Raw genomic sequence first — 13,513 nt, 5'->3', positions numbered from 1 at the left:
GGGTGCGGTGGGGGACGCGGAGGGCACGGTGAACCTTCCCGGTCCGGTCAGGAGGTGAAGAAGCGCGAGCGCTGCGACTCGATGCGCTTCAGCAGGGCCGATCCGTCGTCGGGGTGGCCGAGCCACTGGGTGAGTCCGGGCAGGACGACCGTGGAGATGAACCCGGGGTCGCTGTCGCGGTCGGCGAACTGGGTGATGTGCTTGGCGGAGGCGATGAGTTCGGCGGACTTCTTCTGCAGCGGGTTGTAGGAGCCGGTGTCGGCCTGCGCGTGGACGGCAACGTTGCTGGGGTCGACACCCATGTAGAGGCCCTCGGCCTTGGCGCTGCCGAGGAACTCCAGGAGCTTCTTGGCGCCCTTCTCGTTCTTGGGACGGCGGCTGAGCATGAAGCCGTCCGTGGGCGCCTCGACGGCGTCCTGCCCGTTGGCCGGGTCGATCTCGGGGAAGGGGAAGAAGTCGATGTCGGCGCGGAGCGCCTCGTCGGTGACCTGCTGGCCGAGGAAGAGGCCGATGACCGCCATGCCGGACTTCTTGTCCAGCAGCGACTGGGCAGCGTCCTGCCACGAACGTCCGCCGGCGCCCTGCTGGTAGTACGGGCTGATCTCGCGCCACAGGTCGAGGGTGGCGAGGGCGCGCTTGTCGGTCCAGGAGACCTCGCCGCGCATCAGGGACATGTGGAAGTCGTAGCCGTTGGCCCGCAGGTTGAGGTAGTCGAAGGCGCCGAGGATGCTCCAGGCGTCGCCGCCTCCGTAGCCGGAGGCGATCGGGGAGAGGCCGTCCTTCTTCATCCGCTTGGCGAGCGCGGTGAACTCGGACCAAGTGCGCGGGACGGTGTAGCCGCGCTCCTGGAAGAGGCTCTTCCGGTAGAAGACGCCCCAGGGGTAGTTGTAGAGCGGGACGAAGTAGAACTTGCCGTCCTCGCCCCGGGAGAGCTGCTTGGTGGCCTCGCTGAAGCCGCCGCCTATCTTCTCCCACACGTCGTCGAGGGGGGTGGCGAGGCCCTTCTTGGCGAAATACTGCATGCGGTAGCCGGCGAACCAGGTGAAGACGTCGTCCGGAGTGCCCTGCAGGTAGCTGGAGATGCCCTTCTGGAAGCTGTCGTGGTCGACGGTGTTGGTCTTGACCGTCAGACCGCTGTCCTTGGTGAAGGCCTTGGTCACCGCCGCGTAGGCGGACTTGGGCGTGGCGTCGGCCCCGTTGGACCCGAAGGTCACCGTCTTGGGGTCGGCCGCCGCTCCCCCGCCGCAGGCGGTGAGGAGGGGGGCGGCGAGCGCCGCGGCTCCGAGCCCGAACAGCCCGCCGACCATGGTGCGGCGGCTGGGCTGAGGCGCGGTCAGGACGGTGCGGCTCTGCAGCGTCATCGCTACTCCTAGTACGTGTCTGATCTGATGAAGGACTGGATCGCGGTGGCCGCGGCCCCGCGCGCCCACTCCTCGAAGGGCAGCGGACGGGTCCGCAGGTCGCACTGCCCGGCGGTGCCGAAGGCGGAGGCGGCGAAGGCCTCGAGGATCTGGTCGGCGAACAGGTCGTGGGCCACCAGGCCCTCGCCCGAGATGATCACGCGCTCCGGGCCGAAGAGGTTGGCCACCGAGCCGATGGCCCGGCCGATCGCCTCGCCGGCCCGCGCGTACACCTCCCTGGCCCCCGGGTCGCCGCCGTGGGCCAGTCGCAGTGCCTCGGCGGCGTCGGCCACGGGGGTGCCCGTCGCCTCGCGGACCGCGCGCACGATCGCCGGGTCCGCGGCGATCGCCTCCACGCACCCGCGGTTGCCGCAGTGGCACGGCGGTCCCGCCGGGTCGATGGACAGGTGCCCGATCTCCCCGGCCACCCCGTACGCGCCCGAGACCACCCGCCCGTGCACGACGAGACCGCAGCCGATGCCCGCGCCGACCGTCACCACGGCGAAGTCGGACAGGCCCACCCCGGCGCCGAACCACTGCTCGGCGACGGTGAGCGCCCTGACGTCGTTGTCGACGGTGACGGGCAGGCCGGTGGTCATCCCCGCCAGCTCGGCCAGCGGGACGTCGCGCCAGTCGAGGAAGGGCGAGTAGCGCACCAGGCCGCCGGCCCGGTCCACGTCACCGGAGACCGCGATGCCCAGGCCGCTGACGGGGACGCCGAAACCGTCGGCCTCCGCCAGCAGTTCGTGCACCAGTGCCGCCGCCGACGCCAGGACGGCCCTGGGGTCGGGGGCGGCCAGCGGCACGTGGCGGGAGGTGCGGATCCGGCAGCAGAGGTCGGTGAGCACACCGATGATCTCGTCGCCGGTGATCTTGAGGCCGATGAACAGCGCCCGGCCGCCGTCCACCCGTACGGGGTTGGCCGGCCGTCCCAGGGAGGGACGCGCCTCCTCGTCCACGTCCTCGACCAGGTACCCGGCCTCGATCAGCGGCCGGACCGCCTTGGTGACCGCGGCCGCTGACAGCCCGGCACGCTTGGCGATCTCGGTGCGGGTGAGCGGACCGTGGCACAGGACGGTGGTGAAGATCTGGGAGGCGGCCGGCGTGTGGGCCGGGAACGCCTCCCCCGGAGGGATCGAGGGCATGGCCGGGAACCTAGGTGGGTTCTTTTCTGCTGTCAATAAAAGAAGCAAGACTCCTCGGAAGTAGCCCATGTGAGGGCTCCTCATCTGGAAAAGGCCGGATCCGAGTGGATGTTGACATGTGATCCAAGGTAAGGATTGGCTGCCGCCTGTCTCCTGGCGCGACCCGAACGTGAGGACCCATGCCCGTGATCTCCCATGCCCCGGACACCGGGATCTGGCTGCTGAGCACCCCGCGCACGTCGTACGCACTGCGCATCGACGCGACCGGTGCGCCCTGCCACGTCGCCTGGGGCCCGCGGCTGACCCTGCAGGAGGCGGCCGGACTCGCCGTCCCGCCGGGACCGGACGCGAGCAGCTTCGAGGGCCGTTCACCGGTGGGCGAGGAACTCCCCGTCGACGGCGGGGCCCGCTTCGGGGTACCGTCCCTCCAGGTCCGCCTCCCCGACGGGACCCGGGGCTTCGAGTGGCAGCCGGCAGGGCATGACGTGCGGGAACCCGCACCCGGCGTGCACGAGTTGGCGCTGCGGTTCCGCGACCGCGTCCACCCGCTGGAGGTCACCCTCCACTACCGTCTCCACGACGACAGCGACGTCATCGAGCGGCGCACCGTCCTGCGCAACGCGGGCGAGCACGACCTCACGGTGCTCCGCGCCGACTCCGCCGCCTGGAGCCTGCCGCCGCTGCCCGACTACCGGCTCAGCCACGTCACCGGCCAGTGGTCCGCGGAGAGCCAACTGCGCCGGGACCGGCTGCCGTACGGCGAGACCGTGCTGACCAGCCGCCGCGGCATCACCAGCCACCACGCCAACCCGTGGGTGATGGTCGACGCGGGTGACGCCGGCGAGACCCACGGCCGGGTGTGGAGCGCCGCCCTGGCCTGGAGCGGCAGTTGGCGCGTCACCGCGCAGCGCACCCCCGACGGGCGCGCCGGCTTCACGGGGGGTGCGGGACACGACGGTACGAGCGTGCCGCTGGCCCCGGGCGAGGAGTACACCACCCCCACCTTCGCGGGCCTGTACACCGGCGGGGGCTTCGGCGCGGCCAGCCGGGCCTGGCACGCGTACACCCTGGCCCACGTCCTGCCGCACCCGCAGGAGACGGCTCCGGTGCTCTACAACTCCTGGGAGGCCACCGGCTTCGACGTCGACGAGCCCGGCCAGGCGGCGCTCGCCGCCCGGGCCGCGGCGCTCGGCGTGGAGCTGTACGTCGTCGACGACGGGTGGTTCGGGGCACGGCGCGACGACCGCGCGGGCCTCGGCGACTGGACCCCGGCCGCCGACCGCTTCCCCTCCGGGCTGGCCCCCCTCGCCGACCAGGTGCACCGGCTCGGGATGCGCTTCGGCCTGTGGGTGGAGCCGGAGATGGTCAACCCGGACAGCGACCTGTACCGCGAGCACCCCGACTGGGTGCTGCACGTCCCGCACCGGAACCGGACCGAGCTGCGCAACCAGCTGGTCCTCAACTTCGCACGGCAGGACGTCGCCGACTGGGCGTACGGCTGGCTCACCCGGCTCGTCGCGGAGAACGGCGTCGACTTCCTCAAGTGGGACATGAACCGCGCCTTCAGCGAGGCCGGCTGGCCCGGCCGGGACGACGGCGCGGACCGGCTGTGGACGCGGTACGTGCACCACCTCTACGCGGTGATCGACCGGCTGCGCGCCGACCACCCGCAGTTGCGGATCGAGTCCTGCAGCGGCGGCGGGGGCCGGGTGGACCTCGGCATCCTCTCCCGCACCGACCAGGCGTGGCCCTCCGACAACACCGACGCCGCCGACCGCGTGGCGATCCAGCACGGCTACGGCCAGGTCTACCCCGCGCGCACCATGGCCGCCTGGGTGACCGACGTCCCGAACCAGCTCACGCACCGCACGGTGCCGCTGCGCTTCCGCTTCCACGTCGCGATGGCCGGGCTGCTCGGCATCGGCGGTGACCTCACCCGCTGGTCCGAGGAGGAACTGGCCGCCGGGGCGGAGCTGGTGGCCGAGTACAAGAGGGTCCGTCACCTCGTCCAGCACGGAGCGCTGCACCGGCTGCGCGGTCCCGGGGACGACGGCCCCACCGTCGTGGAGTACGCCGCGCACGACGGGAGCGAGGCGCTGGTGCTCGCCTGGCAGCGCGTCCGGCGGCACGGCGGCCCGCGGGGACCGGTGCGGCTGGGCGGCCTCACCGCCGGGGCCCGCTACCGCGACACGCGGACGGGGACCGTGCACCACGCGGCCGTGCTCGGCGGGTACGGGCTCGTGCTCGACCTGCCGCCGGGCGACTGGGCCAGCGCGGCGGTGCACCTGGTCCGCGTCGCGGAGCGGGACGGCGCATGACCCTCCCGCCGGGCCGTGCCGCACCCCGCGCATGTGGGCAACTGCACAAACCCGCAGCTGCGGGAGCTTGTCCGGTGTGACGTGGCAGCGTCAAGGTGAGCTCCGTCCGCCCGTCCCGAAGACCCGCCGGCCCTCTGCACGTTCCTCACCCGATCACCGAAGGGCGTTGCATGTCCCACCGCTTCAGACGAGCGCGTTTGACGGCGCTCGCCGCCCTGTTGTCCACGATCGCCGCGCCTTCCGTCGCCCACGCCGCGGATCCGGACGCCCCGGCGTCCCGGGCCGCGGCCCACGCGGCCCCCGCGGCACACACCCTCACCCTCGACGACGGCTCGGTGCTGCACTGGTCCGACGACGGGTCAGGCACCCTGACCCGCAAGGACGGCACCACCCGGGCCTTCCCCGTGGCGGGAACGAAGGGCCGCAGCGCGTTCGGCGGCTCCCTGACGCCGTCCGCCGAGATCCTCCAGCGCCGGGCCGACGCCGCCGCGCTCACGCCGTACAGCGTGGGCGGCGCCACCGGCGCCGGCTCCGCGGTGCGCCCCCGGACCATGAACTCCGGCGCCGTCCCGCTCCCGAAGGCGGTCCGCGAGGCCGTCGACGGCATCGGCGACCGGAGCGCGGCCCGCACCGCCGCCCCCTCCGCCGCCGAGGACCTGCCCACCAACGAGGGCCTGACCACGTCCTTCCAGTCCTACCTCAACGCGGGCGGCGTCAACGCGGTCGGTGCCTTCCGGGACACCGCGACGTACCTCCGGGCGCTGCCCGGTCAGGGCCAGGTCATCACCAACGTGTCGCTGGGCGACCTCACCGACCAGGGCATGGCCGACGCGGGCGACGAGTACGTGCGCCTCAACGGTCCCACCACGGTGCTCCGCGACGGCAAGCGCTACCTCGACTTCCCCTCCCTGCCGCTCATACCGACCTACACCAGCGACAACAAGGGCCGCCTCGACCCGGCCGGCGCCATCGAGGGCCAGGACCCCAACCTCGCCGAAGTGCTGCTCGACTTCTCGATGATGGCCCCGCTGCCGCACGACCGGCAGCGCCCGGAGGCCACCGGCAGCGGCGCCACCGACCTGCTGGGCATCGCACCGGGCGCGCAGTACCGGCTCGTGATCCCCGAGGAGCCCTCGGCCACCGGGATCGCGGCCGCGCTGCGGGCGGCGGCCGCCCAGAAGCCCCGGCCGGACGTCATCACCGCGAGCCTCGGCTTCGGCACGGACGGCTCGATCGGCTTCCCCTCGCGGTGGCTGGAGGACGACCCGGAGATCAGGGACACCCTGCGCGCCATCGTGGACTCGGGGATCGTCGTGGTCGTGTCGTCCAACGACGGCACCCGCCTGGGCCTGCCGGTGTCGGTCGGCCCCGACGGCGGCAGCACCCCGACCGACGTGACGTCGAGCAGCCGCGCACAGACGTCGATCGACGACGTCGCCCCCACCACCACCCCCACCCTGGTCCGTGACACCGGGGTGATCGCCGCCGGCGGCACCACCGTCGACGACACCCTGAGCTCGGACGACGTCCGCACCGCCGTCTACCCGACCACCCGCTACAACGGCTCCGCCGGCTACTCCTCGGGGTTCGGCACCCGGATCGACCTGGCGGCGCCCGGTGACAACCTGCCCTCGCTGATCCACACGCCGGACGGTCCTGGCGTGGTGCTCAACGGCGGCACCTCGGCCTCGGCCCCGATGATCGCCGCCGCGGCGGCCAACGTGCTGGCGGCCGCCGAGGCGACCGGGCAGAAGCTCAGCCCGCGAGAGGTCCGGAAGCTGCTGGTGGACACCGGCCGCCCGATCGCCCAGCCCCCGCAGGCCGACCGGGAACTGCGCATGGGCCCGCAACTGGACGTGACCGCGGCGGTGGAGAAGGTGCTCGCCAAGCGCCATTCCCTCACCCCGGCCGCGGTACGGCTGTCCGTCGCCGAGCGCCAGCTGCTGTCGGTGAGCCCGACCACCGCCTTCGTCGAGGCCACCGATCCCTCCGCGATCGACCTGGCGGGCCCCGCCGACGCCTGGGGCAACCCGTCCGGGCAGAACGCGGTCTCGCCCATCACCTTCGGTCTCGACCTCACCGGCGGGCACCGGAAGCTGACGTACCGTCTGCGCGTCGGCGAGCACGGCACGATCCCGTCCGCCGGCCCGAGCCTGCGCGTCCTGCCGCGCGAACTGCTGGCCGCCGCCGGCCTGCCCCTCGCCTCCGGCGAGGCGCGCACCGTGCAGGTCACGTTCGAGGCCCTCGACGGCCGCAAGGTGGTGGCCTCGACCGGTCAGCGGCTCACCTTCGGCGCGGCCGACGGCACCTATGTGCAGCCGAAGGCCCCGACCGCGCCCGGCTCGTCCCCGCTGGGCAAGTCCGTCACCGTGCACTACGACCTCACCGGCCTGCGGGACGCGACCGCCCCCGAGCTGGTGCTCTCCTCGGTCGGCCACTGGACGCCCTTCACCACCAGCGACAAGTGGCGTGCCCAGTGGCGCACCCCGCTCACCGGCACCAAGGGCACGGTGACCATCCCCGCCTCCGCCTTCGCGCCGGGTGGCGCCGGGCTCTACGGCATCGGCGTCACGCTCTACGACGGCCAGGTCTTCGGGGACTTCCGCGCGCTGCGCGTCGGACCCGGCGCCGACCAGCGGCCGCAGGCACCGCTGCTGGGGCAGGGGAAGTCCGCCACGGCGCACGCCGTCGAACTGACCCGGGCGGAGCCGCGGTTGACGGTCTCCTGGGACGCCTCCTCGGCTCCGCACGCCGACGGCGCGGCCATCGAGTTCCTCACCCCGGCACCGACCCTGTACGGGGCGCTCAACACCGCCACCAACCAGAACGGCAGCGGCCGCGACGACAACGGCGTCGACCACGCCTCCACCCTCTTCCGGGCCCTGCCGTCGGTGAAGGGCCGGACGGTGCTCGACCTCAAGGCCCTCGGCCTGCCGACCGGACTGCAGTACCCGGTCCGGGTCCTGCCCACGCGGGCGGGCAAGCCCGTCGGGCAGGCCTCGCCCACGTCGTTCGTGCAGTACCTCGACGGCGACACGGTCTCCGGCACCCTGGAGAACATCGAGGTCAGCGGGGGCACGGCGCTGCTCGCCACCGATGACTTCGCCGAGGGCGACGACGGCTGGATCCACCTGGAGGGCTCGGCCACCACCGCGTACTCGCTCTCCGAGGGAACCCTCGGCACCACGGTGTCCCGCGAGACCGGCACCTCGATGATGCAGGAGGTCCTGGGGGCCGACCCCGGCACGGGACACACCCTGATCGGCCACCGGCCGTTCGACGGCGGTGTGCTCCCCGAGGTCGACCTGCGCGACACGAAGACCGGTGCGCGCGTGAAGCTCAGCGCCCTCGACCCGGGCACCGGCTCGACGTCGGTGTACTTCCAGGGCGGAGCCGTCGACCCGGCCCGGCACCGGGCGGGGGTGACGACCTTCGACGGGGTCTCGGGCGTGGCCTCGCTGTGGACCGTCGACATGGCCACCGGCAAGGTCTCCGCGCCGATCCCGCTCAACGCGGACAACCCGGGGCGGGCCTTCGGCAACGTCTCCGTCGACGCGTCGACCGGCACGTTCTTCGTGGCCACCACCGGCACCATGGGGCCCTGCCTGTCCGGGCGCGTCCCCTACTGGGCCGTGTCGGTCGACCCCGGCACCCGCAAGGTGTCGCCGCTGACCACCATGCCGGCCTGCACCGCCGGGCTCCTGCCCGACGGCAAGGGCGACCGGGTGTACGTCGCCGCGGGACCCGCGACCCCCAGCTACACCACGGGCGAGTTCCCGACCGGCACCTGGCGTTCGGCCGACCAGAAGTCCCTGGCCACCTCCGCGCCGGCCGACCTGGGCACCCGGGGCGTCATGTGGCCGGTGCTCGACACCCGGCACCACGTCGCCCTCGTCGCCCACCTGTACGAGGAGGCCACCACCGGCGACAACAACGCCCTCAGCGAGATCACCGTCCTCGACCCCGACACCGGGAAGGTGCTCGCCCGGCACCCCGTCGCCAACCTCGTCAACTCCACGCTGAGCACGTCCAACTTCGACTTCACCAGCCGGCGCGGCCTGTTCCTCGACCCCGCCACGCGTACCGTCTTCCTGGTGAACCCCTGGGCCAACGGCCTCCAGCGGTTCACCTACTGACCGGACACCCACGGGGCCGGGTCCGCCACGACCGGTGGCGGACCCGGCCCCGTGGTCGTCCGACGGCGCCTGTGCTAGGTTGATCGCGTTGCAGTTTTGGTACCCATGAACTTTACGTGCACCTGCCGGGATGTGACCGACAGGTGCATTTTTTGTTTTCCGGTTGTCCCGGAGGGGTCATTGCGGCGACGGAAGTCCGCAAAGTGCGGGCTTCATGTACTGCTCCCGAAGGAGATTCCCATGGCGACCGGCACCGTGAAGTGGTTCAACTCGGAAAAGGGCTTCGGCTTCATCGAGCAGGACGGCGGCGGCGCCGACGTCTTCGCTCACTACTCCAACATCGCCACCCAGGGCTTCCGTGAGCTCCAGGAGGGCCAGAAGGTGAGCTTCGACGTCACGCAGGGCCAGAAGGGCCCGCAGGCCGAGAACATCCTCCCCATCTGACCCACAGGGGATGTAAGGGGCCGGCACCTCACGGGGTGCCGGCCCTTCCTCTTTCGGGGCGGTGCGGGCACGTCGGGTCTACGGGGCGAGCGCCGCGGTGACGGCGGCCAGGTACCGGTCCACCGGGCCCGCGGTGAGCAGACCGCTGCCCGCGCCCGCGAGTTCCCCGGCGGCGGGGAGCAGGCGGGCGTGGAGCACCTCCAGGGCGTCGCGGTCGCCGAGCTCGACGGCGAGCACGGACTGCACGCAGCACAGGACCTCGTACATCAGGTCGGGGGGTGGCTCGGGCAGGGCCCGCAGGGCCGTCAGGGCCTCGGAGCGGCGGCCGGCGCGCAGCAGGACGAAGGGCTCGGCCCACGGCCGGTACGGCCCCCACTGCGCCGCGGGGTCGACACGCTCGGCGATCCGCGCCGCCGGGACGCTGCCGTCGGCCAGGTCGAGGCAGAGCAGCGCGAGCGGCAGCAGACCCCGTTCGACACCCGGCATCCCGGCGCCCTCCAGTCGTACGGCGGCGGCCCGGTAGGCGGCCCCGGCCCGCGGCCCGCCCTCGGAGGCGGCCGTGCGCAGGGCCCGGTACCACTGCGTGAACACGCCCGCCAGGGGCAGTTCGTGGCGTTCGGCCAGGACGTCGACCGCGGCGGCGTGCACGTCGGCCGCGGGGAGGTCGGCGAGCGCGCTGCGGGCCTGTACGCGGATCAGGTGACCGAGCACCTCGTACGTCGTCAGCCCGTGCCGCCGGGCCAGCGCCACCAGTTCGGCGCCGATCGCGTCCCGCCTCGGCGCGAGGCCCGCCCGGGCACAGGTCTGCATGAACACCCCGTTGAGCGCGAAGGCGAGGAGCGCCGGGTCGTCGAGCCGGCGGGCCGTCTCCTCGGCCTGCCGGGCCGCCAGCGGTCCGCGGGCGGAGCGGATGCCGCGCGTCTCCACCGCGATCGTGGCCAGCAGGCGGCAGCGTGCGGTCTCGTGCGCGGCGTCGGCGGGCAGGGCGGCCAGGGTGCGCTCGGCGGCGGCGACGATACGGCGGGCCTGCTCCGGATCGTCACTGCGGGTCCAGATCGCGGGGACGTCGTAGGCACCGATCACCCGGGCGGTCAGCTCCGGGTCGCCGGACTCCTCCGCCGCGGCGACGGCCGCCAGGCGGTGCTCCCGGGTGGCCTCCAGGCCGCCGCCCCCGGTCAGCGCGAGATTGCGGAGGAGGCCGACCGTCGACTCCAGCCGTGCGCGGGCCCCGGCGGCGACCGTGCGGTCGTACGCCTCGGCCGCCCGGGCCCACACCCGGGCGGCCGCGTCGCCGGGGTCGGCGGCCGCGTCGTCCGGGCCGGCGGGCGCGGGCGCCGGCGGGTCCAGGCGCGGGTCCTGGGCGAGCATGTCCGCCTCCAGGCGGCGCAGCGCCGCTCCCGGGTCGAGCCCCAGTCCCCGGGCCAGCATCGCGCGGGCCCGGCGCAGCACGGCGAGCGCGTCCCCCTGACGGCCCGACCGGTACAGCGCGAGCGCCAGCAGCCGCCAAGCGTCCTCCCGCCACGGATGCGCGATCAGGTGCGCGTCCAGGTCGGGCACCGCCTCGGCGGCAAGGCTCAGCTCCAGCCGGGCCTCCGCCCGCCGTTCCACCGCCCGCAGCCGCAGTTCGGCGAGGCGGGAACGCTCGCCGCGGGCCCACTCCCGGTCGGTGTACTCGCCGTACGAGGGACCGCGCCACAGCTCCAGCGCCTCCTCGAGCCGCGTCAGCGCCGCTGCGGGCGGTAGTGCCGCCGCGGCGTCGACGGCGGCCTCGAACCGCCAGGCGTCCACGGCGTCCGGGTCCGCCCGCAGCGCGTACCCGGTGCCCGCGGTGACCAGCAGCCGGGCGGGGGCGCGGGGCGGCCGCTCCGGTTCCAGCTCGCGGCGCAGCGCCCCGACGAAGGTCTGCACGGCCCCGACGGCGCCGGCCGGGGGTTCGTCCCACAGGTCCGCCACCAGGCGGGTCACCGGTACGACACGACGGCGCGCCACCACCAGCCGCGCCAGCACCTCCCGGTGCCGGGGGCCCTTGAGCGCCAGTGCGCGACCGTCGCCGTCCCAGGCGACGACCGGCCCGAGCACACCGAAAGCGACCCGCACCCTGCCCACCTCTCCGGCCGTCCTCCCCGCTGCCACCGTACGCGCTGACCGGATGCTGATTCGCGGGCGGGAGCCTTGGGGCGTCCGCCGCCGGCGGGCACGTCACTCCCCCACCACCGAACGAGAGCAGCGCACCATGACACCGGTCGTCCCCGGCTTCGCCTACCACCGCGTCCCCGTCGCCGACGGCGTCGCCCTCAACGTCGCCGTCGGCGGCTCGGGCAGCCCCGTCGTCCTCCTGCACGGCTTCCCGCAGACCCACCTCATGTGGCGCCACGTCGCCGCCGACCTGGCCGCCGACCACACCGTGATCTGCCCCGACCTGCGTGGTTACGGTGCCAGCGACAAACCGGCCCCCGCGGGACCCGCCACGTACGCCAAGCGCACCATGGCCGCGGACGTCGTCGCGCTGGCCCGCGCGCTCGGTCACGACCGTTTCGCGCTCGCCGGCCACGACCGCGGTGCCCTGGTCGCCTTCCGCGCCGGGCTCGACCATCCCGACGCGGTCAGCCGGCTGGCCGTACTCGACGTGCTGCCCACCCTGGACATGTGGGACGTCCTGCGCGGCGCCGACGCCGCCGTGGGCTTCCACCTGTACCTGATGGCCCAGCCCCCGGGCCTGCCCGAGCAGATGATCGCCGCCGCCCCGGACGCCTTCTTCGGGCACTTCCTCGACGCGTGGAACCGTTCCCCGGAGACCTTCCCGCCCGCCGTGCGCGCCGCCTACCTCGACGCGTGCCGCGCGGCCGTCCCCTCGATCGTGGCCGACTACCGCGCCTCGGCGACCGTCGACGCCGACCACGACCGCGCCGACCGGGCCGCGGGCCGGCGGCTCCGGATGCCGGTCGCGGTCCTCCAGCAGGACTGGGGCGCCGCCCTCGGCTACGACGCCCGCGCCCTCTGGCAGGCCTGGGCCCCCGACCTGACGCACACCACCGTCGGCTGCGGCCACTTCATGGCGGAGGAGGACCCGGGACTCGTCGCGTCGGCCCTGCGCGCACTCGTCGCCTCCTGAGCCCCCGGAAACGTTCGAGGCCCGGGGGCGGGAAGAACCTCGGAAGTGAGTTGCGTTACAGATATCAGTGGTAACGAATCTCGCGAACCCGTGAGGAGCACCAGATGATCGTCACCTCCGCCCCCGGGACCTGCTCGCCGCCGCACACGGCGACCGCCGAGCACTGGTTCGACTTCATCTGCCCCTACTGCTACGTGGCCCAGGACCGCACCCGGATCCTCCGCGAGCACGGCATCCGCGTGGTCGGGCACGCGCTGCGGATCCACCCCTGGACGGGGCCGGGCGGCAGCCCTCTCGGCCGGCGCACGGACCCCGCGTACGCGCTCCTCGCCCACGAGGCCGAGGCGGCGGGCCTGCCCCTGCGCCGGACGGACCGCGTCACCCACTCGCGCCCCGCACTGGAGGCCCACGAATGGCTCGCCGCGAGCGACCCCGAGGCCGCCGGCCGCTTCGCCGCCGCGGTGTTCACGGCCAACTTCGCCGACGGCCTCGACATCGGGTCCCGGGAGCTGCTGGTCTCCCTCACCGAGGAGGCCGGGGGCGACGCGAAGGGGCTGCGCGAGGCTTGGGGTTCCGCGGCGATGACCGACGCACTGGCCGCCTCGGAGTTGCTCGCCTGGCGGTACGGCGTCCACGCCACACCCGCCTGGGTCTCCCGACGCCACGGGATCGCCGGGCTGCAGCCCCCGCAGCGGTTCCGCGACTGGGCCGCGGCGCTCACCGGCTGAGGAGCGGCCGACGACGCGGCCAGGGCCGTGTCGTCAGCTCCCCCAGCTCCGCTGGGAGGTGCCCCCAGGTGCGGTGCATCGCACGGCGGAGATTCGTCCTCGTAGTGGGCTACTCGGACGATTCGACAACTCCCCCGGGCCGAAGGCTGGGGGAGTGCCGTGCCTGGGGGCACCTGCCAGCGCCAGCTGGGGGAGCGCCGCGGGGTGGGGGCACCCCCGGCCGAAGGTTG

Annotated in this window: 8 protein-coding genes; 5 read left to right on the top strand and 3 right to left on the bottom strand. The window is 73.9% G+C overall.

Annotated elements, in window-relative coordinates:
* Positions 1-47: 47 nt before the first annotated feature.
* Together PV350_RS37550 and PV350_RS37545 are read right to left on the bottom strand one after the other, a co-directional pair.
* A complete protein-coding gene (locus PV350_RS37550; RefSeq protein WP_500337944.1) occupies positions 48-1,361 on the bottom strand; it encodes an ABC transporter substrate-binding protein in 1,314 nt (437 codons plus the stop codon).
* An 8-nt stretch (positions 1,362-1,369) separates the two neighbouring features.
* Complete coding sequence (locus PV350_RS37545) at positions 1,370-2,545, bottom strand: ROK family transcriptional regulator (protein ID WP_499515774.1); 1,176 nt, start codon at positions 2,543-2,545, stop codon at positions 1,370-1,372.
* A 179-nt stretch (positions 2,546-2,724) separates the two neighbouring features.
* Here PV350_RS37545 and PV350_RS37540 point away from each other — a divergent pair, with 179 nt between their 5' ends.
* The 3 genes from PV350_RS37540 to PV350_RS37530 all read left to right on the top strand — a co-directional run bounded on the left by PV350_RS37540 (position 2,725) and on the right by PV350_RS37530 (position 9,443).
* Positions 2,725-4,863, top strand: a complete 2,139-nt coding sequence (locus PV350_RS37540) for an alpha-galactosidase (protein WP_499515773.1) — start codon at positions 2,725-2,727, stop codon at positions 4,861-4,863.
* A 197-nt stretch (positions 4,864-5,060) separates the two neighbouring features.
* The gene (locus PV350_RS37535; protein ID WP_500337942.1) at positions 5,061-8,999 is read left to right on the top strand and encodes a S8 family serine peptidase; all 3,939 of its coding nucleotides are present in this window, start codon (positions 5,061-5,063) and stop codon (positions 8,997-8,999) included.
* Between the two features lie 240 nt (positions 9,000-9,239).
* Positions 9,240-9,443, top strand: coding sequence for a cold-shock protein (locus PV350_RS37530; RefSeq protein WP_326570877.1), 204 nt, complete (start codon positions 9,240-9,242; stop codon positions 9,441-9,443).
* A 78-nt stretch (positions 9,444-9,521) separates the two neighbouring features.
* Here the strand turns inward: PV350_RS37530 and PV350_RS37525 are convergent, their stop codons facing one another.
* Positions 9,522-11,540, bottom strand: a complete 2,019-nt coding sequence (locus tag PV350_RS37525; RefSeq protein ID WP_500337940.1) for an AfsR/SARP family transcriptional regulator — start codon at positions 11,538-11,540, stop codon at positions 9,522-9,524.
* A 136-nt stretch (positions 11,541-11,676) separates the two neighbouring features.
* Here PV350_RS37525 and PV350_RS37520 point away from each other — a divergent pair, with 136 nt between their 5' ends.
* Together PV350_RS37520 and PV350_RS37515 are read left to right on the top strand one after the other, a co-directional pair.
* The gene (locus tag PV350_RS37520; protein WP_500324534.1) at positions 11,677-12,555 is read left to right on the top strand and encodes an alpha/beta fold hydrolase; all 879 of its coding nucleotides are present in this window, start codon (positions 11,677-11,679) and stop codon (positions 12,553-12,555) included.
* A gap of 104 nt (positions 12,556-12,659) precedes the next feature.
* Positions 12,660-13,283: a DsbA family oxidoreductase gene (locus PV350_RS37515; protein ID WP_500337938.1), complete on the top strand. Its 624-nt coding sequence runs from the start codon at positions 12,660-12,662 to the stop codon at positions 13,281-13,283.
* Positions 13,284-13,513: the final 230 nt, after the last annotated feature.

The sequence above is a fragment of the Streptomyces sp. PA03-6a genome, assembly GCF_033792765.1.
Lineage (GTDB): Bacteria > Actinomycetota > Actinomycetes > Streptomycetales > Streptomycetaceae > Actinacidiphila.
This window is presented reverse-complemented; position numbering and strand designations above follow the sequence as displayed.